Origin of the sequence: Zobellia uliginosa (assembly GCF_900156625.1) — a bacterium.
GTDB lineage: Bacteria > Bacteroidota > Bacteroidia > Flavobacteriales > Flavobacteriaceae > Zobellia > Zobellia uliginosa.
The window spans coordinates 1,029,933-1,055,053 of the sequence record NZ_FTOB01000001.1 but is presented as its reverse complement, the minus strand read 5'-3'; the positions used below and the strand labels follow the sequence as shown (position 1 = coordinate 1,055,053).

The following is a 25,121-nucleotide window of genomic DNA, read 5'->3' as shown; positions in this document are numbered from 1 at the left end:
GTTTTTGACCAAAACCCACAATTGTATAACACAATGCAGTAATTGTGTAAGAGGCTAGGCTCCCTCTCATCCGATATTTGCAACAGTTAAACAATTGAACTGGTCCTTATGAAAAATTTGATGGAAAAAGTATCTGAACAACTGGCCAAAGTAGGCCGCGTACGATCGATTCATGAATTCTCCGCTAATGGAACAACATCCGACCATTTCAATATGGGGGCATCCCGAACGGAACAACACCCCCAAGGATAATCAATTTCAACCAAAAGAAATTAACAACCTTAAAACAGAACACTATGACAACTATCACCTTATCATCTGCAGCTATTAAAAATATGTTCGAACAACTTCACCACAACTTTGGGGGGTCGCTTTCGGTAAACGTAAAAGAACATATCTTAACCCTTGACAATGAGCTAGGACGTGGACACATTAGGGGAATTACCTTTAAAGGAGGAATTTCCTATCTAGAATTCGATATGGAATTTTCGGAAGACGTAACCCTAAGGACCGGCACGGACAAGAACGCTCCCATATGTTTTGCCTACTGCTCCGAAGGGCGTATAGAACACAGTTTTAACAACGAAAGCGAAAGACATACCTTGGAGAATTTCCAAACCGGAATATTGACCAATGAGAGTCATGCCGTAAATACCTTATACTTTAGAAAAGATGTAAGGGTCAACACCTCATTGATCGTTGTAAAGACCGTTGGGGCCGAACAGACGGAAAAACGAAACGGATTGAACTATAGGCTTCAAGAACGTATCTTAAAGGGAAAGACCGCAGAGAACACCATCTACATCGGTTCGTACAACCTAAAGATTGCCGATCAGATCAAACAATTGAAGGCCATCAAGCAACAGGGTATCGTGCGCAGCCTTCTCATAGAGGGATTGGTACATATGATCTTGGCCCTAGAGGTTCAACAACACACGGACGACCTTAAGAACCAAGAGAACCGGACCGGAAGCCTGAACACCAGGGAAATGGAATCGGTAAGGGAAATTTCAAGTTTTGTACACAACTATCCCGAGAGACAATTGTCTATTGCCGAGCTTTGCCGTAAATCAGGACTCTCACCTTGTAAGTTGCAAGAAGGCTTTAAACTCATGCACGGCACCACGGTGACCGATTACATCCGCGAGGTACGGATCAAAAAAGCCGAAGAGTTGATCAAAAACACCGACCTCAACATCTCAGAAGTGGTCTATAGCATTGGTTTTACCAGTCGTAGCTACTTCTCCAAAATTTTCAGAAACAAATATAACTGTAGCCCAAAACAGTATAAAGACAAGCAGAACATGATGGCCGTATCGGCATAATAAATTTGCTTATATAGTTTGGTTGTTGATAAGAACCGGCACATGATGTGCCGGTTTTTTTATGCATAAGCATCCCAGATTTACTTTACACAATGGGTAACTTAAGAATATGCTTCCTTATAGAAAGTGGAGTTGTGCTATGAGAATAGTCAAACGAAAGGAAGCCCTACAACAAGGTGATACCCTCTTGGGGACTCCCTACCGTACGGCTTTTTAAAATAGATTCACAGGAATAAAATGGAAATCGCCATGAAATCGACTAAGCGTCGTTTATGGCCTTTTTGTTGAGTCGGGTTTCGGCCAATTTCTCTAAGACATTATCGGCGTCGTACTCTTCGTTCAAGGTTTCTTGCAAGGTCTTTGCTATTTGTCGGTAGCCCAATTCCTTGGCAAAGCGCACCACGGTACCGTAGCCGGAAATCTCATAGTGCTGTACCCTTTGGATCTCCGCAATCAAGCCAACGTCCATAAGCTCATCGTTCTCGGCCTGCCCAATAAACTGTTTCGCCTCCTTGATCAGTCCTTTCATGGCCTGGCACGTTTCACCACTTGGCGTAATATTCAATTCGCGGCAGATGGTTTCAATTCTGCTCTTTTGCTCCTTGGTTTCCTCCAAATGGTTTTCAAAAGCCTGCTTCAACCGCTTGTCATTAGCGTGCTCCACTATATCGGGAAGTGCCGCCAACAATTGGATTTCAGCACTGTACAAATCTTTAAGTTTATGCTCGAATAAGTCGTTCAACGTCTTCATATGCCTTCGCTTTTCTAATTAATACTACTTATTTGCAGGATTAAAAATAAGCCAGGGCCCCATAGGAAATTGACCTGATAGAAGAAAAAAGTGCTGTAATACAAATATGGACGAGTCCTCGAAGAGCGAATATCTTTAGGGGTAAACAATAATTTTTTCCGGTCAACCAAAGCCCCTATTCTATCTTAAATTGCCTATGAATCCAAAAACAATACCATGGAAGTTAAAGAAGCACAAAAAGCCGAAATAGGCATAAAAAAATCAAACCGTGAGGCCGTGGTAAAAATGCTACGCCAGTTATTGGCCGATGAATTTTTACTTTATACCAAGACCCGTAATGCCCACTGGAACGTTGAGGGCATAGATTTTCATACCAAGCACGTATTCTTCGAAGAGGAGTACGGAAAACTGGAAACCTTTATAGACGAGGTAGCCGAGCGTATCCGCATGCTAGGGTTTTATTCCCCGGGCACATTAAAAGAATTTTTAGAGTTGTCAAATTTAGATGAGAACAAGCCCGACCAAACCGACAGCGCCAGCTTTATGACCGTATTGCTAAAAGACCACGACAAGGTCATCAAATTCATCAGGGAAAGTATTGGCGATAATGCCGAGGCCCACAATGACGAAGGTACCGCCGATTTCATTACAGGAATCCTCCAGGCCCATGAACAAATGGCATGGATGCTAAGGGCCTCCTTAAAACAGTTCGATTAAAACGGATCAGTACAAAAAAAAACGGCGATAGTATCGCCGTTTTTTTTGTCTTAGCCTTATTTTACATATTATCCGGGGGCATGGTGATCAAGACCTTCATCCGTTTCCAAAACAATATGGCGGTCTTATTGGAATGCACCGTTAAATCGGCCAATAACAATAAATTTCTCTTGAACTGTTCGTACTCGTTTTTGTTGAGCTCGTTGTCGTCTATAGGATAGTAGACCATACCCCAGTTGGGGAAATTCCGTTCTTCCGTTTCGCCTTCCGACAACAAATAAACACCGCTATGCCGAGGATCTTGTTTGATATTTTCAAAAAGCGCGTGTACTTTTTTCTTTTCCCCTTCTAAAATTTGAATAAACTTTCGCTTGTAGAAAATGAGGCAACCTGTCAATCCATTGGCCTTATTAAAGTTTCGGGCCGTCTCCAAGATGGCTTCGATGTCGATATTTGAAAGGTCTTTGACCGCTTTTGATTCGTAAGTAAGTGTATACATTTCTAAAATAGAATGGGGATGATTATTTTGCCCATGACCCTAGCCCACGGTACAAAGCAAATTCTAATGCTCCTTGCCCTCGTTTTCACTTCTAGATGAAAACGTCCAAACAGCATGTATGAAGATAGCAAAAGTAATTACAAATTACCAAATACGAACCTAAAACCCGTAAAAAACAGTACTACCACGGATTACCCTTTGGGCAAGAACGCTTAAAACGGATACCCTATGGCGAAATTAAATATAAGATTATTGCTTCCCCCGTCGATGAACGGCGTACGCAAACGTTCCCCCTCGGGCCAATAGGGCACCTGTAAGGGCGAAGCAAAATCGAAGCGGATGACAAAGCTCTGTATATCTACCCGGAGTCCAAAGCCCAAACCGACACCCAGCTCCTTCATCCAATCGGAACCGAACTTGCCTTCGGTGGCGAGCCGCTGGTTAAAGGCTATACTTTCAGCCGATTCGTCTTCGTCTACCTCCACCTCATTGGTCAACCAGACATTGCCCGCATCAACAAAAAAAGCCCCCTTTAAATACGACCATATCGGAAAGCGGTATTCGAGATTGGCCTCTAAACGCAGGTTACCCGACTGATCAAAAAACGAACTGTTCCCTTCTTCATCACTACTAAAGGTTCCGGGACCCAAGGAGCGGATCTGAAAAGCGCGAACGCTGTAGGGCCCGCCCGAGAAAAACTGTTTTACAAAAGGCAGGGTCGAAGAGTTACCGTATGGAATACCCCATCCGGCATAAACGCGACTTACCAAGGCGCTCTCTTTGCCCCATTTGAGGTAGTACCGAAAATCAATATCGGCCTTGGCATACTGTGCGTATTCCAAACCGAAAGCCGTACTCTTCCCTCCGTTCAAAAGGCTCAGGGTATTGCCGGCCACATCTAAGCTGGTGGACAAATAAATAGGATGGTCTTTATTCTCGTCGACCAATTCGTTATAGCTAAAAGTATAGTTGAGACCGGCGATGAACTGTTGTTCAAAACTGCTACTCAAAAACGGGTTTTTCTCCAAGATCGCATCGAACTCGGCCGTGGTATTCGAAAGGTTGACATAGGTTATATTAATAGGGTTCAACTCGTGGAACACAAAGCGGTTGGCCTTCCAAGTGTAACCAAAAGAACCGTTAAACGAGGTCAAGGTATAGAGCTGGCTCCGCTTAAGGAAATCGCCCCCCAAACTGATTTTGGTCTTAGGTACCGCATAGTTAAAACGACTGGGGGAAAAAGGCAGCAGCCTGGGCAATAGCAAATTCGCCTTTAACCCGCCCGCAATACTGCTTAAACCAGAATTCTGGGATCCCGATAACTGGGTTTCATACGAAAAATCACCCGTTAGGCTAAAAGTTTCCCCTCCGTTAAAAACGTTCCTATTGTTATAGGTCAAGGCTATACCCGGCCCTGCAAAGCCATTGGATTTGGTCACCGCTTGCAACTCTGCCCTGACCGAACGTTTGGTCAAGGGCGACAGAAAAATATCGGCCGTAAGCGAGCCCTTTCCGTCTGCGGAAACCGTATCGTTTTCGTTAAAGCGTATGTTTACGAACTTGTAACTTCCCAAATCGGAAAGTCGGTTACTGGTTAACCTGGCCGTTTCAGCGTTATACTCCTGCCCTTTTTCAAAAAGGATGTAGGGCTCCAAGCGCTTGGGTTTAAAGAACTCTTCCTCCTGAACAAAATAGATACCGTTCTCCTCGGTCATTGCCCATGGTTTGGGCAGACTGTCGTTTTCAATCGAATAATTAGGATAGACCGCAATGGAATCTATCGTATACGGAATCACCGATTTTTGTGGCGTTCCCTTCTTTAAGCGCAGGAACAGGTCGAATTTTCTCTGGTCATAACGGTTGGTGTCGGCCTCAAAAATCAAAAAATCAGGATTAAAATTATAATATCCCCGGCCTTTGAGAACCCCATCTATGCGTTCCCGTTCGTACTTCAACAATTCAAGGTCGAAACGTTCGCCCGCCTTTAGCCGTGTATCGGCCATGGCCTTCTCCAATTCCCCATAAATCCCCAGGGAATCTTTGTCAATTTTCCACTGCTCTAAGGTATAAGGTTTCGACAATTCGGCCGAGTAGGCCACAGAGGCATAGTCTCGGGTACTGTCAATGGCCGACGACACCTTACTATAGAAAAACCCTCTATTATCGAGCCTATTGCGCATAAGTTCCCTTATGCGTTGGGGATCCACATCACTGAGGTAGACGGGCTCTTCCCCGAATTTTTTATTGAGCCATTTGTTTAAAAACCCCGGTTTTTTGCGCTGTGACTTATAATGGTAATACAGGCCCAGACGCATCCCCAAAAGCGTAGAGTTCGGCTCGGGCCTAAGCAAGGTGTGTAACTCTTGCGTTACGGCCTTCCGAGCATCCTTGCCCTCATCCGTAACCACGTCGACCTCGGCTCCCTTGTACAGGGTTTCATTCCCAGGTATGTACTTGCGCACGCTACAGGCGGTCAGGCCCGATAGAAAGAGTAGTAAAAAAAAGTGCGAAATAAAGGTCGTTCTCCACTTCATATCTATTGATTCTCCTGGGGTTCTTCGGTCTTGTTTTTCTTCTTGTCCGTGCCTGCTTCCTTTTTTAAGGGGTTGAACAACTGACTGAACTTGTTGAATTCCCGATTAAAAATTACGGCCATTCCGGTAACGATCAACTGACCGTCCACAATATTTTCATATTCACTTTTTCGAAAGCCCTTAAGGCGGTACCGTCCGTCTTGAGTAAGCAAATACTCCAAGCTTACGTTACCTATAATGGGGGTCTGCTCCTGTCCCGACTGGGCACTGCCCTCCACGTCTACGGCACTACCTGCGGTAACCACCAAACGGTCATCGAACAATTTTTTCTTTGCGTTGATATTGAGTTGGGTGCGGTCTTGGGGGGTATCGCCCTGATAATCGGTAAAGCTGTCAAGGTCAAAATCGACCTCAAGGCCGGTGCTGCCGAAAACCTTATCGGAAAAAGCATTGAGTTCGCCCGAGAGCACCTTGTTTACGTTATCCCTGGCGATGGCGGCCGTACCCCCCAAGCTTCCGTCACTTCCCGAATCGGGATAGAAGCGATTGAGTGCCAATAAGGAAAATACCTGCTTGTTCAGTTCCGCTTCCTGACCGTTGAGTTGCTGTACCCTTCCGTAAACGGCACCCCCCAAGGAACCCTGTTCGTCTTCGGGCATATCGAGCCCGAACGATAGCTCAGGCTGTAAAAGTTCCCCATCGACGTTCAAATACACCAAAAAGGGCAGCACTTGCTGGTATTGGCTCGACACGCCCAAATCTTCACTTGAGGTAACCGAGGCCATCAATGGTGAGGCCGAAGTTTCCACTTTATAAACGGCCGTTACATCTAACTTGGCATTGGCGGGATCCCCTTGCCAGGTAATGGTGCTTCCAGGATTGATCTCGAAGCGGCGATTCACCAAATTGTAAAGATTGGTCTCGTAATGGCCCGATTTAAGCTCATACCGCCCCGTTAGGTTCATTCTTCCGTTGGGCTCTATATTCAGGTTCAGGGCCGCCTCGCCCGAAACTTCTAGATTGTCCCCGGTACGCTCGTCTATAATAACGTGAAAATCGGCATCCTCGGCAATCTCCAATACGGTCCTTACATCCATACCTTGAAAAAAGGAAGGCACTTCCTCTTGGTCGTTACGGGTCAATATGGCATCGGGATTTTCACGGTTTACAAAAAGTACCACCCCGTCCCTTTCCTCTACGTCCAACTGCGACTCAGGTACCACATAGGTGATATCGGTAACCTTTCTGATCCGTAGTTTCCCCGTGATTTTCGGTAATTCCAAATCGCCCTGAACGGCGATATCGGCATCTAAACTCGCTTCCCCATAAAAAAGCTCATTATCTTTTTCGGTAGCGTTCAACACCCGAAATTTTTCGGCCTTCAACTTCAGGTCAAAGCTGGGGTTCAGTAGGCTTTGGGTACCGATACCACCTTGCACGGTAAACGCACTTCCATCAGCATCCATCACCTGAAAACCATCGAAATATACGCCTTCGGTATCTAATTTGAGCTGTTCTTCGGATATCTTAAAAACGGCATTGAGCGAAGCTACGTTAAAATCGACCTCGTTGAAATCGAGCACCCCTTTATATTCAGGGGAAGCCGTAGTACCCGATACATTAATCCGTCCTGAAACGGCCCCGTGCGCATCCTTAATGGCGCCTTTGGTAAACACCTGAAGTTTTGTTAGTTCGATACGGTTTAAATCGAGGTCTAAATTCAACAAGGCCCCTTTTTCCGCTGCGGCATAATCGCCCACCAAGTCGAAATCGACACCCCCATCTTTCAAGGCCAGATTAAAGTCATAGGCCGAGACCCCGGTGGAATTGGCCTTAAGGCCTAAATTACCCAAGGGATTTTCGAGCGCCTCTAGGGAATTGATCTTAAAATCGGCCACAAGGCCCGTGGCCCCAAAGGGATTCTCGATTACCAAATCGCCCTTGACCAGGCCGGAAGCCAAGGTCTCGTCGGGATTCAGCAAACTCAAAAAGGTCTGTAGCTTAAAATTGTCGAAGCCGATTCCGATATGTTCCTTTTCAACGCCTTCCATTCTATTACTAATGGTCAGTTCTTGCTCGTTCCGGGTAAAATTCAGCTTCCTAAAACGCAATAACTTTTCACCTACGGCAATTTGGTTGTCTTGGGGAAGGGACCATTTTTTCTTGTTCAAGAGCAGGTTCGACGGATCGATGCGAATTAGGGTAGTGTCCTTGGAAAGGGTCATGACCGAGGAAATATGGGCCATTTCCTCCTTACCGTCAAGGGCCACAAAATCCAGGAGAAGCTCCTTATTTTTTAGATTGCCCGTAATATAGGTGCCTTCCATTTGTATAGGCTCAAATACCAAGCCGCCAAAGCCCGCACTAAAATTCAGGTCGGTGGCCGTACCCCTTAATTGGACGCCCAAACTATCGATGGAACTCCCTTGGTAGGCCAGGGAAGGCACATATACATCCGCATTCATCTTTTTCGTCCTTGCATCAAAGTCGGCTTCGACCAAAAGGGAATCCAATCGTTCTACCCCCCTTAAAAACACTTCGGTCAAAATGGGGGTGGGCGACAATTTTAGGTTCATTTTCACCTTTACCGAATCCGTTTCCGAATTTTCGGTAAGGCTATCCTTGAAATAGTTTTCAAACTGTTGCTGCAAGGCTTTACCCAAACCTTGCGGGGAGGCGTTCGACTCTAAACGGGCCATCAAAAAATCGCTATCAAGGCTTAGTCCCGTATGGGCCGGATCTACCGAAGAACTCAGTTTGACGCCCCCCAATTGATACTGCTCATCGTCATAGACGGCCACTCCGTTCTCAATTCCCCCATCGATGGTATAGGCATCGGCATTGCCCGTAAAAAGGGCCTTTAATTCGAAGCCTGCCTTTATATTCTCACGTGTGGCCCCCAAAGCGTAGAGGTCGGCCCCTATCACGTTCAGGTCTACATCGAGCTCCGAACTTACGGAATCGAGTACGACCTTGGTCTGGGCCATAAGGTGTAAGTTATCATCCTTAAAAGAAAGGTCTATGGCCCCTTTACCGTTCTGTATATCCCCTTCGAGTTTTAAGGCCGAAAAATCGTAATCGTTTAGTTGAAGCTGACTGAAATCGGCTTTGAGTTTGGCGTCGAGATTATTGACATCGCCACCTCCCGAAACATCCATGGTAAAGAAAACCCCACCCAATTGCGGATTGTTCAATAGCTTGTCGAGTTGAAGGCCGTCTACTTTTAGGGCTCCCTTAAACCGCATCTCCGCACCGTCTTGGTAGCTGCCCTTTGCCGCAATGGTCCCTTCCGGAATGGCCAGCGTTGCCTCGGCCCTTAGGTCATTTATTTCTCCCCTTGCTTCCGCATCGATAGCCAAGGTCTGGGGAAGGGATATTCCCAACTCCTTTTCAGAAACAAATCGGGCGATGTCCGCTTTGACCGTATTCAGTCGAATCGTATCGAAATTAAAATACAAAGCATCCGGACGGGTTATATTGTTAAGGCTTCCTTGGGCAATGAATTGGCTGGTTTCACCCCAATTCAACCGCATATTTTTTATATCGATTTCTTCCAAGGTACCTTCTGCCGTAATTCCGCCTTGAACGGGATGTTGTGCTGCGGACTTTAAATAGGTGTTATCCGCTAGTTGGGGCCGAAGGGTGAACACATCGTTTAAATCGAGGTATACCTCCTCAAGTGCCATATCTACCTCGGTTTGATCCGGGGTATCCATCAGCTTTTCCACAGAGGGATAACCCATTGTCATTTCCCCAGCCAAAGCACTCTCGTTAAGGCGTAGTTGCAAGCCCGTCAAGGCTGCGGAAGTATCATCCATCTCGGCACCAAAGGCTAGGTTTCGCAGTACGATCCCACTTTTTTCAACAAAGGACAAGGCCTTTAAATCCATTTGCACCATTCTAGGTTGATAGCGTATCGCCTCCGCCCGTAGTTTAAATTCCGACAGGGAAATCGCGTTCGGATTGAAATCGCCCTTTTGGGACCTGGCCCTTCCCCTGGTATATACAATTGTGTTGTTTTCAAAATCGACCCCATCGGCACGTACCGAAAACTTGGGCCACTCAAAGGCAGTATCGGGAACATCTGTTTCGGTCGAATCCACCGTGGCAAGGTCTGACGGAAGATGCAAAGCCATTGACGAACCCTTTAGGGCCATTCGATCCACCTCAATCGTATTTGTTGCCAAATCGGCTTTGGGCAATTCAAGTTCAAAATCGGAAAAATTTAAATGGGCAAAAGTGGAATCGGGAACCGAACCATAGTCGGCCTTTACGTTCTTTAATTGAAGATGGTCTACGGCCAGATAAGGCAAGGTCGTCTGGGTCGTATCTTCTGAAGAAAAGGCTTTTGTTTGCCTATAGAAGATTTCAGTGTCCGATAGCTGAAACCCATCGAGCTCGAATCTCAGTTTTTCCAGATCGGTTGCATCGGCATCCCATAGCAATTCACCCAGTCGGATACGGCTGTCCATTCCCAAATAAGCATCCTTATAGTCCACTTTAAAATCCGTAAAATGCAGCTTCCCAATACGTATTTGCATGGCTTCCGTATCGGTAGACACCGTAGTGGTATCGGCAGCCGCAAAGGCATCGACCAAAAAAGTAAAATTGAAATCCTCCATGGTTTCCGCCCTATGGATATTTGCCCGGAGACCTTCCCAAGTGGCAGATTTTAAATTCAGTTCATTCCCGAAGACCAAAGGCCTAAGGGCCAGATTGACCTCCAAGTTTTTTGAATAGACCAAGGTATCTCCCTTGGTATCTTCCAAATAGAGCCCCTCTAAAAAAAGATTCCCTGAAAAGGTAAGGAACAAGCGGTCTATGCCCACCTTGGTCTGGGTCTTTTGGGAAACATAGTCCGTCAGTTTACCGACAATAAGGTCTTGCCCCCATTGGCTTCGAATAAAAAGCACCAAAGCGAGAAATAGCAAGACCAGCACTAGAGACACCCGTCCGAAGCGCCTTAGCCACCTATATTTCCTTTTCTCCTCTTGCATAAGGCACAAAGATCAGTAATAAGCCCATGACTTGTATGCTTTTCACCATCATAAATTGACTTAATTGCTATTCGTCTTGACCTTATACCTACGTTAGCCTTATAAGAGGCGGACTATCGGTCCCACTTTTTAATGATGCGGGCCAATTTTCGCGGCATTTCCATTGGGATCAGATGCCCCACCCTGCTCAAGGTTACGGTAGACGGTTGGCACAAATGGGGAAGGACCTCGTTATAGATGGCCTCAGTAGCGATTACGGGGTCGTCTTTCGAAAAGATGACCGTTGTGGGTATATCGAGCCCCTTAATGCGTTCGGCAATATTGTTTTTCATTCCCCCCTTCAACCACCATTGCCATGTGGCCCCATCGATACGCAATTGGGAATTGACCGCATACAAGCTTCTTTTTTTGCCCATTTTCTTTTTGGTGGCGCCCCGTACGGTCTTTGCCGCCTCTTCCCTATCGGGATGCTTTAGCATGCGTTGGCGTTCATCGTCGGCCATATCTTCTACGGTAGGTGGTGAAGGAGCGATAAGCAATAACTTATCGGCCAGATTCCCTTTTTTGAGCTGTGCGGCATAGAGAACCAGTTTAGCGCCCATGGAATGTCCGCAGAGGATGTAGTCCTTTAGTTTCAACTCGTCGAGACACAGATTGATGTACTGGGCCATACCGTAAATGGAGGGTTCCGCCAGGGGTTTCGTCCCTCCAAAACCGGGCAGATTCAGCAAGATACAGGTGTACCGTTTGCGCAAGCGCTTTGCCAGCCAATGCCAGCTTCCGGCATCGCCCCCAAAATAATGCACAAAGACGATGGCCTTTTTGCCCTTTCCAATTTTTTCGTATTTCAAACCTGTATAGGTCTTCATCGCGATGGGCCTACCTGTTCCTGATGATCTGAAATATGTGCCAACCTTTCCCTATGATCCATGAACAACTTGCCAAGTTTTAAGGGCATCAAGGGTTCCGAAGCGATATATCCCGCTTCCTGCAAGATCATGATATCGGCTTTGGTCAGATGGCGCAATAGGACAGCTAGGCTTGACGGGGAAAGCAAGGCTGGGTCGGTATACCACATTTTGAGCGCCAAACAGCGTGAAGCCGGAACATAGGGAATGGTAATGCCCGGGTTTATAAAAAAGGCCACCAATTGGGCCTGCACCAAACGAAACTCACCGATACGTGCCCCGATCAAGGCTTTCCCTTCGGGAAGGGACGAACGCTGCTTTAGGTCTTCGAGATAGGGCAAGGTGCCGCATACCTTGTTGAAGTAAATTTTAACCTTGCGATATATACTATAATGTAGTTCCATAATCCGCTTCATTTTATTGGAAGGTGTGATGAAGGCCCCTCTAACATAGACCGTCACGGCCTAAAGTTTCCGTCTTCACGAAGACCTTTCGAGATTCTTACTTAAGATACGATTTTTTAGGGTCGGTTTTCACCCACTTTCCTTATTGACACTTCTTTTACCCATATAATAGCTCCGTTACGAGGATTTAATGGAGGTAAGCATCGGCTTCAGGCCCCTTACAAACTATATCCTACAAAGAACGGCCGCAGAAAAAGGTCGGATAGGCTGGATTGCTAAAACTTGTAACGTAAAAACCATAGCCCCGCCTTCCTTTGATTTTCACGGGCTTAGGCTTACGCATAGCGTCATCAATTTGAGGTATTGCACCATTCCACCCCATTTCTTCCCCATAATTTTACACCCTAATCACAACAACATGCAGAAACCCAATAAAAGACTCGAGCAACAAACCTGTATTATCACCGGTTCAAGTGGTGGCATAGGTGCCGCCGTAGCCAAGGCCTTAGGGACCGAAGGTGCCAATATTGTAGTCAATTACCGCAGTTCAAAGGAAGCCGCGGAGGAGGTGGCCCATTGGATCAATACCCACCAAAGCTGTGGCGAGGCCATCGTCTTGAAATGCGACGTGAGTAAGGAGGAAGACGTAAAAGCATTGTTCAAGCAAACGATTTCCCATTTCGGTACGGTGGATGTATGTGTGGCCAATGCCGGACTGCAAATAGACCATCCTTTACACGAAATGCCCTTGGAAGCCTGGAAAAAGGTCTTGGACGTCAACCTCACCGGGCAGTTTCTGTGTGCCAAGGAAGCCATTAACGAATTCCTGAGAAGGGGCCTACGCGAGGAGGTATCGAGTTCCTTGGGAAAAATCATCCATATGAGTTCGGTACACGAAGAGATTCCCTGGGCCGGCCACGCCAATTATGCCGCTTCAAAAGGAGGACTCCTTATGTTGATGGAAAGCATATGCCAAGCCTACGCCCCGCATAAAATACGGTGCAACAGTATTGCGCCCGGCGCCATAAAGACCGATATCAACAAAGACGTATGGAGCACGGAACAAGGGAAAAAAGACATGCTAAAATTGATACCCTATAAACGTATTGGCGTCCCCGAAGACATCGGTAGCGTGGCCAGTTGGTTGGCTTCCGACGAATCGGAGTACATCAATGGCACCACTATTTTCGTCGATGGCGGAATGACCTGCTACCCCGGCTTTACCACGAACGGATAAGACCGATAACCTATTAGAGATAACATAAAAAAAAGACAATGGATTTAAATATAAAAGGAAAAACGGCCCTCGTAACCGGAGGGGATTCAGGACTAGGCATTGAAACCGCCAAGTTTTTAGCTAGGGAAGGCGTGAATGTCGTCTTATCGGATAAGGCCAATGGCAAAGAACTGAAGAACGCGGTCAAACAAGTAGAGAAAGACGCCCGGAATGGCGCCAAGGTAATGGGTATTGCCGCTGATATTTCCAAGAACCAAGAAGTACTGGACCTTGCCAAGAAAATCGAGACCGAATTTGGTGGGGCGCACATCATTTTCCATTCGGCCGGAGCCCGTGGTGCCGCAGGCGATTTTCTTGAACTGACCGATGAGGACTGGATGAAGACCATTGAAATCGACCTTATGGGTGCCGTACGCGTAGCCCGTGCCTTTATCCCCCAAATGCAAAAACTGAAATGGGGCCGAATGGTGCTGGTGGCCAGCGAAAATGCCTTCCAGCCCTACGAAGAAGAGAGTCCGTACAACGCATGTAAAGCCGGTATCATCAACCTGTCTAAATGCCTATCGAGGGCCTATTCCAAAGAAAACCTTCTTTTCAACTGTATTTCCCCGGCCTATATAGAAACCCCGATGACCGATGCCATGATGGAAACCTTGGCCAAGGAAAAGGACATCTCGGTAGAGGAAGCCGTAGCATGGTTCGTAAAAAACAAACGACCCCATATTGCCATGGAACGAAGGGGCAAGCCCGAAGAGGTTGCCGCCGTTGTGGCTTTTCTGTGTTCGGAACACGCCAGTTATGTGAACGGGACCAATGTCCGTATCGATGGCGGGGCCGTGGAATCGGCCTTTGGATGATCAAGAAAAGAACAGTACGACAATTAAAAAACAGAAAGCAAATGGAAAAAGAACGCAGTACCTGGGAAAATGCATTACATGAATTGGTAGCCGAAACCGTGGCCGCAGAAAGGGCCTATGGCAGCTTGATACGATCTGATCGCTACCCGAGCTATCACGCCTATTTTAAAAAACGCCATTTTGAGCAAAGGGATTTCGCAAAAATCCTAACCGACGAGTACCACAGCGTAACGGAACGAAAAATGGTCGCGCCGTTTACGGGGGAAAGCCCTATTTTTACCCCCTTGGAAAAACAGGTGTTGGAAGACCACCTATCCGATGCCCAAATCAATGTATTGATTACCGATAGGGAGGAGGCCTTGGTGCTAGGTTACCAAAAGCTCCTAAGCCTTAATGGAGTCCCCAAAACGACCAAGGCCCTGCTGCAATCGCAAGCCGAAAACCTGAACAGTACGCTCCAAAAGCTACGGATGGACTATAACACCATTTACCGAACGGGGCCTATAAAGACCCTATAAAAAATTACGGATATGAAGAACATACTAAAAGCCCTACTGGCCGGTTGGGGCGCCAAGAAAATAGGTGGAGGCAAATGCGGGTGCATAGGTAGCATCGTGGTTTTTATCATCCTGTACTGGATATTAGGTTATGTGATCAACTAAGACTGGCAATAGCGTCAATCTTGATTTTTTTAGGATCAATACCGTAAGGCAAACCGCCGCATCTTTGTAACTCATAAGTAGGTTGATTACCTATTTCACTTGTGAAATAGTAATTGTATAATTAGTTGAAGGGAGCGTAGGGGTGCGCTCCCTTTTTTTATACAACGGTCAAGGGCAAGCCGCATTTAAGTGAAGTCTAAAAAACATTTAAAAGTAAGATTTTACGCATTTCAACTATGAATCCAACAACAAATCACCTATAAAATTTCGGCTTTCTTAAAAGCGCCCCCGATAATTATCGAATAAAAGATTTCAAAGCCGTTCTACCCCAATTTTTTCCGAAAAGAGCAAGTAAAAGATACAGCAAAATAAAATTCGTAAAAATGCACTCGCCCCCAATCTTTGGTAAGCCCTATCCCCATTGCAACTACTTACATTTTAAAGAATTAAATCCCAGCCAAACCATAGGGCCCTTGGTTTATTGAAGGCTAATAATTTTGCCCGTAATACCCGAAATCTTATATTTGTCGCCGTATTTAAAACACGCCCTGAAGCTAGAGAAATTACCATTAAAATCTTTTAAAAATAATGAGGTAATGTGTTGAAATTTATTGTTACGGCGACATCAACAATGTATTAAATTCTTACAATGGTCCATTTTGAAATGCACGCTATAAAAAAAATCACGTTGCAAACGAACAAGATGTTCCAGTTGACAATTTACTAGAACTACGGAGATGATAAATGCAAAGAATTCAGACTTAATCTTACCCATATCCGTAGCGGCACATTTGTGTATCATAAACGGGCTATTATTTTTACTTACTCCCGATACCTACACCCATATTTACTACATTTTGCACTACAACATATCGTGGTTGCTCATTACCTATGGTTTAGGATACTACGTAAGGGTGCGTAAAGAGCGCTTTATGACCAACATTCATAAGATGGTCCAGCTCTATCTTATCTATGGTTTGGCCTATTTTTCCCTTTTTGGCTTCACCGGACGTATTTATGAATCCTTGGAGCACCAGCTCTTTGTCTATTTGACCATATGTATTGCCTTGACCCTGTATAGGGCCCTATTTTTCTGGGTCCGCCGCAAATACCGTTTATGGGGCGGAAACTCGGTAAGGGTCGTGGTCATCGGCCGTGACAAAAACCTAAAAAAAATACGAAAGGTATTTGACGAACCCGAATTGGGCTACCGTTACATGGGCTACTTTGACGATAAAAAATCAAAAAGCCAAACCTATCTGGGGCCTGTCATCGACTGCTTTCTCTATATCTTGGAAAACGACATTGATGAAATCTACTGCGTTGCCTCAAAGTTCAACAACAAAGAGCTGCGCAACCTGATCGACTTTGCCGACAACAATCTCATCCGTATAAAGATCATTCCCGACAATAAAGAAATCTATTCTAGGGGCATGTCTATTGAACTTTACGAGACCATACCCGTTCTCAACCTGAGAAAAGTACCTTTGGATACCGAATTTGCGCGTATCTCCAAACGCAGCTTCGACATTCTTTTCTCTTCCTTCGTGATTCTTACCGTACTCTCTTGGCTAGTGCCCATTATGTACGTATTGATCAAATTGGAATCACCGGGCGACCTCTATTTTAAACAAAAACGCCACGGCCTAAAACGTAAGACCTTTTGGTGTTATAAGTTTCGATCTATGCGCCCCTCTAAGGATGCCGACTCAAAAATGGCCACCAAGGGCGATATGCGCGTGACCCGCATAGGCAAGTTTATCAGAAAGACGAGTATAGACGAGCTACCCCAGTTCTTCAATGTGTTTTTGGGCGATATGAGCGTGGTAGGCCCCAGACCGCATATGGAATTACATACGTGGGACTATGAAGTGTCGGTAGACAAATATTTGGTACGCCACTTTGTAAAGCCTGGCATTACAGGCCTTGCCCAAGTAAAAGGCTATAGGGGCGAAATTGCGGAAAAGAAAGATATTCTCAACCGCACCAAACTCGATATTTTTTATGTAGAAAAGTGGAGCCTGTTATTAGACTTACAGATCATAGTACAAACCGTAGTCAATGCCGTACGCGGAGAAGAAAAGGCCTATTAGGTAAACGATATAAAATTGGCAGAAATGTTAAATCTCATATTCTTATAAAATGGCGCTCGATTTGTTTTTTACACAGTTTTACAAGCCCCTAATTTATATTAATTCAATAGGTTACACATAAATTAAACACATTGAGAATCGATTTTTTCGACATCTCTCTTTTAGATGCTTTAAAAATTTTCGGTATGTAAAAAATGGCTTTCCTTTGAAATTATAGATAAGGTTAAATAATTGAAAATTGCTATAAAATCGAACTATTCTTTTTTTTTATGACTATTTAAAATACATGTAATGATGTTTTTCAAGAAACTATCAACTTTCTTGAAATTAATTTAAGAAACAATAATCCTACAGAATTACTACACCAAAAAATTCAAAATCAACACCTAATGGAAGAAAATAACATTAACAAGTTACTCTCGAATTACACAAAATACTGGCCTCTGTTTTTAATTAGCCTAGTAATCTGTTTGGGAGGGGTATTCTTATACTTGAGGTATTGGGCAGATACCGAATATCAAATATCAAGTACATTACTTGTTAAAACCAAAGATGCTGGCCAAGGATCCATACAAGCGGAAAGCATTAAAAGTTTAGGGCTTATAAAAAATACTACAGAAGTAGAGGACGAAATTGGCATTTTAAAATCAACTGGTATTATGGAAAAAGTGATAGCCAATCGCTCTCTTAATATCAACTATTACGTTGAAGGAAAAGTACGCGATGTAGAAATTTATGGAAATGATTCACCAATTGAAGTTCTTGTAGATGAAACCGCATCAGGTTTGATATATGATTTGCCTATTGAAATAAAAATCCTTGAGAATAACAAATATGAACTTATAACAGTTATGGAGGATAAAGACTATAGGGCTTCTTATAGTTTCGGAGACTTGGTGGAAGCCCCATTTGGAACATTCACCATATCAAAAAATGAAAATTCATCATATGTTGACAATGGAAAACCTCTGTATTTTGTCATTAGAAATTCTGAATTAGTTATTGATGATTTTTTAAAAAAGCTAAATATTGATTTAGCCAATAAAACAGGGAACCTTTTACAAATTCAGTTCTTAAGTCAAAATAAGAAAAAAGGAGAGGATGTTGTAGCCGGACTAATTGAGACATATGTTGAAGAAATGATAAAATACGAGAACGAACTCGCAGAAAACACCATAAAAATGATTGATGGTCGTCTCAAACTTCTATCCGGAGAAATCGAGGGGGTCGAAAAATCTGTTGAACAATTTAAAACCAGAAATGATTTAACTGATGTTGCTAGCAATGCCAGTCTTTACGTTGAGCAAGCAAATGATTATAAAAAATTAATTTCCGAATACCAAACCGAAATTAAAGTTATAGATGCGATAGAGACTTACCTTCAACAAGGTAATATGGATACCCCCATACCTGCTTCTTTGAGCGCCAACGACCCGTCGTTGACAGGTATGATTGACCAGTATAATGCTACTTTATTGCAAAAAGGGCAAATGGCCCAATCCGCCTCGGATGCGAACCCAATTATTGTCAACTTAAACCGAACTCTAGATGAATTGGGTAAAGCTATAATTGAAAACGTCCGTAGTGCCAAAAACCGTTTGATGATCGCCCAGCGGAACTTACAATCGAATGCCAATAAATACCAGGCCCAGATTGCCAAGGTCCCCTCAATGGAACGCCAACTGGTAGACATCAGTCGTGATAAGAGCACAAAAGAAGGGCTTTATTTGTATTTATTGCAAAAAAGAGAAGAGGAAGTCCTATCCTTAGCAGCTCCAGTATCATCGACAAGAATTGTAAGTCTACCGAAATCAAGCACGTATCCTGTAAGCCCCAATAAAACAGCTCTTTATTTAGGAGGTTTTTTACTAGGTCTATTCCTACCTTTTTCAATTATTTATATTAAAGATTTATTGTACAATAAGATTTCATCAAGTGAAGAATTAAGCAATTACACAACTGCCCCGATATTGGGCGAAATAGCAAAAAGTACAACCGGAGAAACACTTATAGCTCCTCAAAGTAACAGAACTCCTATTGCTGAGCTATTTAGATTATTATGTTTTAATCTAGAATATTTAAAAAAATCAGAGCATAATCAAACCCTTTTAATTACTTCTACCATAAAAGGAGAAGGCAAAACATACATTGCTTCTAATCTGGCCATTACAATGGCATCTAATTCCGAAAAGGTGATAGTTTTAGCATTCGATTTGAGAATGCCCAAATTGATGAATCAATTTGGGCTATCTGACAATCCAGGTTTGACAAATTTTATTATTGATAATGATATTCAGATTAGCGAAATTATTCAAACACATCCCCAATATGACAATCTCCACCTCATTGGGGCGGGTACCGAAACCTCTCAAGTAGGTAGACTGATACTAAGCAACCGTATTAGCACTTTAATGGAGTTTTTAAAAGGCAAGTACACCCGAATTATTATTGACACTCCTCCAATTGGACTTATTTCAGATGCCTTTGCCTTAAATGATTATATAGACAGTACGATTTATGTCGTTAGACAAGATTATACTAAAATTGACTGTATCAAAACACTTGAAACAATTCATGAAAACGGAAAATTGAGAAATACAATGGTTGTTTTAAATGACAGCCAAGAGGCCAAAAACTATGGTTATGAAAAAACTCGATAGTCTTATCTAATACGAAGAAAACAATTTTTAAAGACATATCATTTGACAGATTTTTTTCATCTTACAAATAGTCGTATAAAAAGTTTACTGCCCAAGCCACTAGTTAAAGCCATAGGGCAAGTATTTAGCGCGCAGATTCTATTTCAGATAATGGGGTTAGTGATTAGTCTAGTACTTGTCCGGAATTTACCAAAATCCGAATATGCACTCTACACGGTTCTAATGGCCGTTTCCGGTATGTTGAGTATAATATCTAATTCGGGAATCATGATTGGGTTCAAAAAAATTGGCTCTCAAATTTGGGATGACTCTATTGCGTTTTCAGAATTGATTAAGACCACATTATCACTCCGTAAATACTTAATCATATTCTCTTTTCTTATAGCAGGATCATACGCAGGGTTGATTTTACACAGGCAAGAAGTTCCAATTGGAGAGAATATATTTTTTCTTTGCAGTTTACTATTTATGGCTATCCCAAGTGCAAATATTGGAATTATTAGAGACGCTCTTTTACTTCAAAAAAAAATTGCAGCTGTTCAATGGACATCTATAATCAATCAGTCAATTAGACTCATTGCGGTCATCACAGTATTACTGCTCTTTAAGGAATATTTGACAATAAAGACAGTACTGGTCATTACAGTAATAGCTTTAACAAGCTCATATTTCTATATAAAAAAAGTACAAATTGAATCTTTAGGCAAACCCTCTCCAATTATTAATTTAGAACAGAAAGCTACCTTAGTCAAATATATCAAATTGAATTGGCACAACTCTCTTTTCTTTGCTTTCAGAGATCAAATTGCAATTTTAATTTTAGGTTTTTTCGGAAGTACAGGTGGGCTTGCCGATTTAGGTGCTATTACTAGATTTGGTCTTGTTTTTCTGAGCATAAATGCCTTAGCTACAAATATCTTAGGCCCTTCGTTCGGCAGATGCTCTGAAAAAAATAAGTTAATAAAAATGATAAGTATTACATTTTTCGGCTACACTATTCTATTCTTTGTCACATTACTCATAGTTTATCTTTTTTCAGACGAATTACTATGGTTGCTTGGACCTAAGTATTCAAATCTGAATTTTGAATTACTTCTGGTTTTCACCTTAAGCTTGCTAATGCTTGCTGTAGAAATTGTTAATACCTTAAACAACTCGAAAGGCTGGATTAAGTTTTCGCCTTATTTTGAAATCCCTCTTAATATACTTGCGATTACATGCGGTATTCTGTTTTTGGACCTCACAACGGTTTCTGGTGGACTCTATCTTACAATTTTTTCTTTTGCGTCCATCTTAATTTTATACCTTTTTAATTTATGGTATGGTCTAAAGTCCTTTAACGTTGACGGAAGAATCAACGAATGATTACAAATTAATAAAATTCAATTTATTACTATAAAGAGATTTTAAATTAAACGAAAATGAAAATAATAGTTTCTCATCCTACCAGTAATCAAGTAAATAGAGCAATGACACTTGGATTACATAATGAAAATTTACTTCAAAGCTTCCATACTTGTTTTGCTGCTTTCCCTAATGATTTTTTAGATAAGATAAGTGAACTAAAACCTTTCGAAGAGATAAAAAAGAGAAAATTTGACAGTTCTCTTCAATCAATTACACATATATATCCATATAGAGAGATTATGCGATTAATGATGCCTCGACTCGGATTGAAAAATTTAGCGCGCACAGACAATGACCCGTACTCAATTTGGTCCGTTTATAAAAATTTTGACAAAAGTGTAGCAAATCGTCTTATTCAGGAGAGTAGAAATGGCGCTACCGCAATATATGCCTATGAAGATGGCGCATATCATTCCTTTCAAAAAGCCAAAACTTTAGGATTAAAATGTTTTTACGATCAACCAATTGGATATTGGCGTGCTGCTCAGCGCATGTATCAAGAAGAAAAGGAAAAATGGCCTGAGTGGGTAGAAACTATTCCTTCAATCAATAACTCAGAAGAACGATTAATGAACAAAGATAAAGAGTTAGAACTCGCTGATTGTGTATTTGCCGCTAGTACTTTCACTGCCAATACTTTAAAAGAATTCCCAGGTAAAATCAATAAAATTGAAGTTGTTCCATTTGGTTTCCCAAAGGTTTTTGAACACAAAAAATTCAACTCTATTAAAAAAAACCAAAAGTTAAGGTTATTATTTGTTGGAGGACTATCTCAAAGAAAAGGGATCGCTAATCTTTTCACTGCCGTTAATAAATTTTCAGATAATGTTTCACTAACCGTTGTTGGTCGAAAATGGAATAATAAATGTGAGCCATTAAATGAGCAATTAGCAAAACATAATTATATACCCAGCCTGCCATTTCCTAAAATTTTGGAGCTAATGCGGGATCATGACGTCTTTGTTTTCCCTTCACTTTTTGAAGGCTTTGGGCTTGTGATAACAGAAGCTATGTCTCAAGGGCTCCCCGTTATTACAACATCAAATACAGCTGGCGGCGATTTAATCAAACATGGTAAAAACGGTTGGTTAGTTGAGGCGGGAAATACAGAGAACCTTGAAGCCCTAATTGAAGATTTAGTTCTAAACCCAAGTCAAATTGTACCCGTAGCTCAAGAGGCTATGGAAACAGCTCGAAAACGACAATGGTCTGTTTATTCCGACGAAGTTAACAATATTGTCAAAAACTTATGATTGCAAACATAAAGCCAACCTATTAGTGTACAAAGTCATACAACATATAGATTTAAAAACCAGTGTAGATAGAAAATTAAAGAAAGCTATTTGGCTCTATTTTTTCCTGTTAATTTTCGAAGGAGCATTAAGAAAATGGTTTCTTCCTTCCTTATCTGACGCACTTTTGGTTGTACGTGATCCGTTAGCCATATGGATTTTGTATTATTCTTGGAAACATAAAATTCTGAAAAAAAACATTTTTTTAATCAGTATGTTCGGTCTAGGCTCCCTCGGTATTATCACAGCCCTTCTCTTTGGCCATTCAAATATTTTTGTTGCTTTATTTGGAGCAAGAATATACCTCTTACACTTTCCTTTAATATTTATTATTGGTGGTGTTTTTAACGAACGTGATGTCATTAACTTGGGAAGAATTATGATTTACCTTGCCATTCCAATGACCATCCTTATTGCTTTACAATTTTATAGCCCGCAATCTGCATGGGTGAACCGAGGTGTTGGCGGCAATCTTGAAGGAGCTGGTTTCGCCGGAGCTATGGGCTATTTTAGACCGCCAGGAACTTTTTCATTCACAATGGGAACGACCTTATTTTATAGTTTCCTAGCAGTTTATATTTTCTATTTTTGGTTTAGCAAAGCGAAAATCAATAATTTGTTATTAACCTTATCAACATTTTGCTTAATAGCCTCCATTCCCCTTGCCATAAGCAGAGCTCTATTTTACTCCATTTGTCTTACATTTTTGTTCGTCCTTTTCAGTCTAATTTTTAACCGAGAAAAATTACAAAAACTTCTTTTGGTCACAGGCGTATTAATTGTTTTCGGAGCATTACTCAGTAATTTTGAATTCTTCAGTACTCCTTTAGATGTTATAGTAAAAAGATTTGAACAGGCCAACGAAGTTGAAGGAGGTGTTTCAAATTCATTAGTTGACCGAATTTTTGGATATATGTTCAGGGGCTTTGTAGAATCAAGAGATGTACCTTTTTTTGGATATGGCATCGGTATGGGAACAAATGTAGGAAGTCAATTAATGACAGGGGACAGAAAATTTCTTATTGCAGAAATGGAATATGGGCGAATAATTGGTGAAATGGGGTTAGTAATGGGCAGTGGAATCATCCTAGTAAGACTACTATTCGCAATTAAGTTATCACTTATTAGTTTTAAATCTCTCAAAGACGGCAACCTTTTGCCATGGCTGTTATTAAGTGTAGGATTACTTATTCTGATTCAAGGGCAATGGGCATCTACAATGAATCTAGGTTTTACAGTAGTGATAATTGGTTTAGCACAAGCTTTACTAAAGGATGAAAATATTTCAACACTTCGCAAAGAGATTTATTGAATAAATACAACTAAATGTTTTACCTATGGAAAACAAAAGAACTTTACGTATAATCTTTATAGGATATAATTTTTCGCCAGAATTAACAGGCATAGGTAAATATTCAGGTGAAATGATGCATTGGTTAGCTAAAAAGGGACATCAATGTACTGTACTTACATCCTATCCCTATTATCCATATTGGAAAATACAAGAACCATATCGTAAGAATCGGTTTTGGTATACAAAAGAGGAAGAAGTTTTTAAGTCAGGTGGCAAACTTACCGTAATACGATGTCCTATGTATGTCCCAAAACAACCTAGTGGAGCAAAGCGCATGATGCTAGATACTACTTTTTCCATTACAGCTTTCTTCCGTATGATTCCATTATTTTTTCACCAAAAATATGACTGGATTATTTCCATCGCCCCATCTTTTCAATTTGGTCTTTTAGGGGTTTTATATAAAAAACTAAGAGGGGCCAAACATTTGCACCACATACAAGACCTACAGATTGAAGCCGCCCAAGATTTGGGCCTCATAAAATCACCTCGACTGCTCAAGCTATTATACGGCACCGAACGCTTTATTTTTAGAAATACCGATGTGGTAAGTAGCATTTCCGATGGAATGATGGCCCGCATTGAAAAAAAAGCCCAAAAACCCCTATTGTTCTTTCCAAATTGGACGGAGACCCATAGCTTTTATCCGATGATTGAGAACAGAGAGGGCTTAAAAGAAAAATTTGGGTTTGCCCCAAACGACTGGGTGGTACTCTATTCGGGCGCCATTGGCGAAAAACAAGGCCTTGAAGCCATTCTCCATACCGCCCAAACCCTTAAGGGTCATAAGCAACTACAATTCGCTATTTGCGGTACAGGGCCTTATAAGGAAACCCTAATCCATATGGCAGAGGAAATGGGCTTGCCGAATATGCGTTTCCTTCCCCTACAACCCAAAGCCGATTTTAATGCTTTTTTAAATATGGCCGATTTACATTTGGTGATACAGAAAGAAAAGGCCAGTGACCTCGTTATGCCCTCAAAATTAACCACTATTTTGGCCGTGGGCGGTTTGGCCCTGATTACGGCCAATGAACAATCTAGTTTGCATAAAATTGTACGGAAATACAACATGGGGCTTTTAGTTGCCGCCGAAAACCAAGAAGCTTTAAACACCGGTATTTTAGAGGCTTTTGAAAACCGAGACAACGCTTCCATAAAAAAAGCGGCAAGAACCTATGCCGAGAACTATTTGGCCATCGACACCATCATGCAGGCATTTGAAAAAAAACTGTATACTTGAGCGAATTTATACATGTAGTTTATCGATCAATAGCGCTATTGATAAAGTATCCCCTATGGTTTGCAGATTCATTTGTAACTTTAAGCTCATTGCCTCCCCCAATTCGATTGACTGTGCCAGACCAATTTGTACGATCAAATAATTATCCGATATCCTTATCTTGGCTATCATTAATACCTGA

Annotated in this window: 20 protein-coding genes; 13 read left to right on the top strand and 7 right to left on the bottom strand. The window is 42.3% G+C overall.

What is annotated here, in order from left to right; genetic code table 11:
• Nucleotides 1-108 precede the first annotated feature (108 nt).
• Nucleotides 109-252 (top strand): hypothetical protein, encoded by a 144-nt coding sequence (locus BW980_RS22495; RefSeq protein WP_175609844.1) that lies wholly within the window; start codon nucleotides 109-111, stop codon nucleotides 250-252.
• 44 nt (nucleotides 253-296) lie between these two features.
• Nucleotides 297-1,325 (top strand): helix-turn-helix domain-containing protein, encoded by a 1,029-nt coding sequence (locus BW980_RS04400; protein WP_076453681.1) that lies wholly within the window; start codon nucleotides 297-299, stop codon nucleotides 1,323-1,325.
• A 259-nt stretch (nucleotides 1,326-1,584) separates the two neighbouring features.
• On the opposite strand, the gene BW980_RS04395 is transcribed toward BW980_RS04400, so the two are convergent.
• Nucleotides 1,585-2,076, bottom strand: coding sequence for a YciE/YciF ferroxidase family protein (locus tag BW980_RS04395; RefSeq protein ID WP_076453680.1), 492 nt, complete (start codon nucleotides 2,074-2,076; stop codon nucleotides 1,585-1,587).
• Nucleotides 2,077-2,292: 216 nt separating this feature from the next.
• Between BW980_RS04395 and BW980_RS04390 the strand changes: the two genes are divergently transcribed.
• Entirely contained in the window at nucleotides 2,293-2,793 is a 501-nt protein-coding gene (locus BW980_RS04390; protein ID WP_013992461.1) for a Dps family protein, read from the top strand.
• A gap of 61 nt (nucleotides 2,794-2,854) precedes the next feature.
• Here the strand turns inward: BW980_RS04390 and BW980_RS04385 are convergent, their stop codons facing one another.
• The 5 genes from BW980_RS04385 to BW980_RS04365 all read right to left on the bottom strand — a co-directional run bounded on the left by BW980_RS04385 (nucleotide 2,855) and on the right by BW980_RS04365 (nucleotide 12,135).
• The gene (locus BW980_RS04385) at nucleotides 2,855-3,292 is read right to left on the bottom strand and encodes a BLUF domain-containing protein (RefSeq protein ID WP_076453679.1); all 438 of its coding nucleotides are present in this window, start codon (nucleotides 3,290-3,292) and stop codon (nucleotides 2,855-2,857) included.
• A 212-nt stretch (nucleotides 3,293-3,504) separates the two neighbouring features.
• On the bottom strand, nucleotides 3,505-5,826 hold the full coding sequence (gene tamL / locus BW980_RS04380) for a translocation and assembly module lipoprotein TamL (RefSeq protein WP_076453678.1): 2,322 nt from the start codon (nucleotides 5,824-5,826) through the stop codon (nucleotides 3,505-3,507).
• A gap of 2 nt (nucleotides 5,827-5,828) precedes the next feature.
• Complete coding sequence (locus BW980_RS04375) at nucleotides 5,829-10,823, bottom strand: translocation/assembly module TamB domain-containing protein (RefSeq protein WP_076453677.1); 4,995 nt, start codon at nucleotides 10,821-10,823, stop codon at nucleotides 5,829-5,831.
• Between the two features lie 113 nt (nucleotides 10,824-10,936).
• Nucleotides 10,937-11,692, bottom strand: coding sequence for an alpha/beta fold hydrolase (locus BW980_RS04370; protein WP_076453676.1), 756 nt, complete (start codon nucleotides 11,690-11,692; stop codon nucleotides 10,937-10,939).
• A complete protein-coding gene (locus tag BW980_RS04365) occupies nucleotides 11,689-12,135 on the bottom strand; it encodes a hypothetical protein (RefSeq protein ID WP_139327585.1) in 447 nt (148 codons plus the stop codon). Before BW980_RS04365 ends, BW980_RS04370 begins: the two co-directional genes overlap by 4 nt.
• A 418-nt stretch (nucleotides 12,136-12,553) precedes the next feature.
• On the opposite strand from BW980_RS04365, the gene BW980_RS04360 reads away from it, so the two are divergent.
• The 10 genes from BW980_RS04360 (at nucleotide 12,554) to BW980_RS04320 (ending at nucleotide 24,940) form a co-directional block, all read left to right on the top strand.
• Nucleotides 12,554-13,372 (top strand): SDR family oxidoreductase, encoded by an 819-nt coding sequence (locus BW980_RS04360; RefSeq protein ID WP_076453808.1) that lies wholly within the window; start codon nucleotides 12,554-12,556, stop codon nucleotides 13,370-13,372.
• A 38-nt stretch (nucleotides 13,373-13,410) separates the two neighbouring features.
• Nucleotides 13,411-14,229 (top strand): SDR family NAD(P)-dependent oxidoreductase, encoded by an 819-nt coding sequence (locus tag BW980_RS04355; RefSeq protein ID WP_076453674.1) that lies wholly within the window; start codon nucleotides 13,411-13,413, stop codon nucleotides 14,227-14,229.
• A 41-nt stretch (nucleotides 14,230-14,270) separates the two neighbouring features.
• Nucleotides 14,271-14,747 carry a hypothetical protein gene (locus BW980_RS04350; RefSeq protein WP_139327584.1) on the top strand — a complete coding sequence of 159 codons (477 nt, stop codon included), beginning with the start codon at nucleotides 14,271-14,273 and terminating at the stop codon, nucleotides 14,745-14,747.
• A 12-nt stretch (nucleotides 14,748-14,759) separates the two neighbouring features.
• Nucleotides 14,760-14,891 carry a hypothetical protein gene (locus tag BW980_RS22895; RefSeq protein ID WP_013992472.1) on the top strand — a complete coding sequence of 44 codons (132 nt, stop codon included), beginning with the start codon at nucleotides 14,760-14,762 and terminating at the stop codon, nucleotides 14,889-14,891.
• A 737-nt stretch (nucleotides 14,892-15,628) separates the two neighbouring features.
• Complete coding sequence (locus tag BW980_RS04345) at nucleotides 15,629-16,984, top strand: exopolysaccharide biosynthesis polyprenyl glycosylphosphotransferase (RefSeq protein ID WP_076453672.1); 1,356 nt, start codon at nucleotides 15,629-15,631, stop codon at nucleotides 16,982-16,984.
• 389 nt (nucleotides 16,985-17,373) lie between these two features.
• Nucleotides 17,374-19,644, top strand: coding sequence for a GumC family protein (locus tag BW980_RS04340; RefSeq protein WP_076453671.1), 2,271 nt, complete (start codon nucleotides 17,374-17,376; stop codon nucleotides 19,642-19,644).
• Nucleotides 19,645-19,686: 42 nt separating this feature from the next.
• Nucleotides 19,687-21,009 (top strand): lipopolysaccharide biosynthesis protein, encoded by a 1,323-nt coding sequence (locus BW980_RS04335; protein ID WP_076453670.1) that lies wholly within the window; start codon nucleotides 19,687-19,689, stop codon nucleotides 21,007-21,009.
• A gap of 56 nt (nucleotides 21,010-21,065) precedes the next feature.
• Nucleotides 21,066-22,304, top strand: coding sequence for a glycosyltransferase family 4 protein (locus BW980_RS04330; protein ID WP_076453669.1), 1,239 nt, complete (start codon nucleotides 21,066-21,068; stop codon nucleotides 22,302-22,304).
• Between the two features lie 25 nt (nucleotides 22,305-22,329).
• Nucleotides 22,330-23,655 (top strand): hypothetical protein, encoded by a 1,326-nt coding sequence (locus BW980_RS04325; protein WP_139327583.1) that lies wholly within the window; start codon nucleotides 22,330-22,332, stop codon nucleotides 23,653-23,655.
• A gap of 25 nt (nucleotides 23,656-23,680) precedes the next feature.
• Nucleotides 23,681-24,940, top strand: a complete 1,260-nt coding sequence (locus BW980_RS04320; protein WP_076453668.1) for a WcaI family glycosyltransferase — start codon at nucleotides 23,681-23,683, stop codon at nucleotides 24,938-24,940.
• 6 nt (nucleotides 24,941-24,946) lie between these two features.
• Here the strand turns inward: BW980_RS04320 and BW980_RS22490 are convergent, their stop codons facing one another.
• On the bottom strand, nucleotides 24,947-25,111 hold the full coding sequence (locus BW980_RS22490; protein ID WP_175609843.1) for a hypothetical protein: 165 nt from the start codon (nucleotides 25,109-25,111) through the stop codon (nucleotides 24,947-24,949).
• Nucleotides 25,112-25,121: the final 10 nt, after the last annotated feature.

Coding starts and splice junctions, on each gene's coding strand:
- tamL (WP_076453678.1), bottom strand. CDS start 5,826: ATGAAGTGGAGAACGACCTTTATTTCGCACTTTTTTTTACTACTCTTT.
- BW980_RS04320 (WP_076453668.1), top strand. CDS start 23,681: ATGGAAAACAAAAGAACTTTACGTATAATCTTTATAGGATATAATTTT.
- BW980_RS04385 (WP_076453679.1), bottom strand. CDS start 3,292: ATGTATACACTTACTTACGAATCAAAAGCGGTCAAAGACCTTTCAAAT.
- BW980_RS04360 (WP_076453808.1), top strand. CDS start 12,554: ATGCAGAAACCCAATAAAAGACTCGAGCAACAAACCTGTATTATCACC.
- BW980_RS04395 (WP_076453680.1), bottom strand. CDS start 2,076: ATGAAGACGTTGAACGACTTATTCGAGCATAAACTTAAAGATTTGTAC.
- BW980_RS04355 (WP_076453674.1), top strand. CDS start 13,411: ATGGATTTAAATATAAAAGGAAAAACGGCCCTCGTAACCGGAGGGGAT.
- BW980_RS04330 (WP_076453669.1), top strand. CDS start 21,066: ATGAAAATAATAGTTTCTCATCCTACCAGTAATCAAGTAAATAGAGCA.
- BW980_RS04345 (WP_076453672.1), top strand. CDS start 15,629: ATGATAAATGCAAAGAATTCAGACTTAATCTTACCCATATCCGTAGCG.
- BW980_RS22895 (WP_013992472.1), top strand. CDS start 14,760: ATGAAGAACATACTAAAAGCCCTACTGGCCGGTTGGGGCGCCAAGAAA.
- BW980_RS04370 (WP_076453676.1), bottom strand. CDS start 11,692: ATGAAGACCTATACAGGTTTGAAATACGAAAAAATTGGAAAGGGCAAA.
- BW980_RS22490 (WP_175609843.1), bottom strand. CDS start 25,111: ATGATAGCCAAGATAAGGATATCGGATAATTATTTGATCGTACAAATT.
- BW980_RS04375 (WP_076453677.1), bottom strand. CDS start 10,823: ATGCAAGAGGAGAAAAGGAAATATAGGTGGCTAAGGCGCTTCGGACGG.
- BW980_RS04400 (WP_076453681.1), top strand. CDS start 297: ATGACAACTATCACCTTATCATCTGCAGCTATTAAAAATATGTTCGAA.
- BW980_RS04340 (WP_076453671.1), top strand. CDS start 17,374: ATGGAAGAAAATAACATTAACAAGTTACTCTCGAATTACACAAAATAC.
- BW980_RS22495 (WP_175609844.1), top strand. CDS start 109: ATGAAAAATTTGATGGAAAAAGTATCTGAACAACTGGCCAAAGTAGGC.
- BW980_RS04365 (WP_139327585.1), bottom strand. CDS start 12,135: ATGGAACTACATTATAGTATATATCGCAAGGTTAAAATTTACTTCAAC.
- BW980_RS04390 (WP_013992461.1), top strand. CDS start 2,293: ATGGAAGTTAAAGAAGCACAAAAAGCCGAAATAGGCATAAAAAAATCA.
- BW980_RS04350 (WP_139327584.1), top strand. CDS start 14,271: ATGGAAAAAGAACGCAGTACCTGGGAAAATGCATTACATGAATTGGTA.